Origin of the sequence: Halorubrum coriense DSM 10284, from assembly GCF_000337035.1 — an archaeon.
In the GTDB taxonomy this organism is placed as follows: Archaea; Halobacteriota; Halobacteria; order Halobacteriales; family Haloferacaceae; genus Halorubrum; species Halorubrum coriense.
Window position 1 is genome coordinate 1 of sequence record NZ_AOJL01000040.1, and the last position, 1,111, is coordinate 1,111.

The 1,111-nt window shown below is 68.5% G+C and carries 3 protein-coding genes and 1 pseudogene; all 4 read right to left on the reverse strand.

What is annotated here, in order from left to right:
• Positions 1 to 291 (reverse strand): S1 RNA-binding domain-containing protein (locus C464_RS10175; protein ID WP_006113610.1); only part of this gene is annotated, 291 nt, incomplete at its 3' end.
• A gap of 18 nt (positions 292 to 309) precedes the next feature.
• On the reverse strand, positions 310 to 483 hold the full coding sequence (locus C464_RS10180) for a 30S ribosomal protein S27e (protein ID WP_006113611.1): 174 nt from the start codon (positions 481 to 483) through the stop codon (positions 310 to 312).
• Positions 484 to 485: 2 nt separating this feature from the next.
• A complete protein-coding gene (locus tag C464_RS10185; protein WP_006113612.1) occupies positions 486 to 767 on the reverse strand; it encodes a 50S ribosomal protein L44e in 282 nt (93 codons plus the stop codon).
• A 122-nt stretch (positions 768 to 889) separates the two neighbouring features.
• Positions 890 to 1,111, reverse strand: a pseudogene (locus tag C464_RS10190) (cyclase family protein); the annotation flags it as partial.

Consider the following 1,111-nt stretch of genomic DNA (forward strand, 5'->3'; position numbering starts at 1 on the left):
GTTCTTCCAGTCCTGGATCGTCTCCTTGCGCTGGTGCTCGTTGACGTCTTTGATCGACAGGTCGATCTGGTTCGACGACTCGTCGACCTCCAGCACCTTCGCGACGACCGTCTGTCCCTCGCGGACGTGGTCGCGGACGTTCTTGATCCAGCCGGAGGCGACCTCGCTGATGTGACAGAGGCCGCGCTTGTCCTCGTACTCGTCCAGATCGACGAACACGCCGAAGTCGGCGATCTCGTCGACGTCGCCGACCACCAACTCGCCGGGTTCGGGCCAGCCGCTGTACTTCATGACGGAGCGGTGAGGCTGTTACCGCGCCTCAACGGTTTCGACGATCTCGCCGTGGAGCTCGGCCTCTCCCCCGGTCGGGGTCGAGAGGGTCGTGCCGCAGACCGCGCACGACACCGTCGAGGAGGCCTTGCCGAAGACGACCTGTTCGTTCTCGCAGTCGCCACAGGCGACGCGGTGGAAGTCTCCCGCCATGATTACTCCTGGAACGTGAGACGGCCGGCGCGCCATCCCTCGCGCATGTGAGCGCTCCCGCAGTCGCCGCAGCGGTACTTCAGGTGGGTCTTCTTGGTCGGCTTGTCGCCACCGGGCACCTTCGAGTACCCGCCGGCGTTGCCGATGGTCGCGAGCGCGCGGCGTCGCTGCCGCGCGTCGCGCTTCATTCCGGTCGCGCGACCCGATCGAACCTTCTCCACCTCGTGCTCCTGATGGGAGTCACAGTGAGGGCAGTACGTGTTGAAGCGGCGTGGCATTTCCATGGATATCGACCTTGAAACGCGGTTCGTCGCCGACGCTTAAAACGGGTTTGGTCTGGACCGCCCGCGAGTCGGCGCGCGCGACGACCCGCCGGCGGCCGCCCGTCCGGCCGTTCGTCGCCCCCTCAGTCTCCCCATTCCGCGACCGCGCGCACCGGCGAGCCGTCGGCGTCGCGGAGCCGGAGCGGGAAGGCGTACAGCCGGAAGCGGTCCGGGAGGCGGTCGAGCGCGCGGAGGTTCTCGACGATCGGGAGCGAGCCGCCCAAGAGCGCGTCGTGGGCGGGCGTGCCGGCGGGCTCGCCGTCGGTCGGCGCAGTCGCGTCGGGGTCGCCCGGAGAGCCGGTGTC

Excerpts from the sequence above, each read along its gene's own strand:
- C464_RS10180 (WP_006113611.1), bottom strand. The coding sequence starts at position 483 with ATGGCGGGAGACTTCCACCGCGTCGCCTGTGGCGACTGCGAGAACGAA.
- C464_RS10185 (WP_006113612.1), bottom strand. The coding sequence starts at position 767 with ATGGAAATGCCACGCCGCTTCAACACGTACTGCCCTCACTGTGACTCC.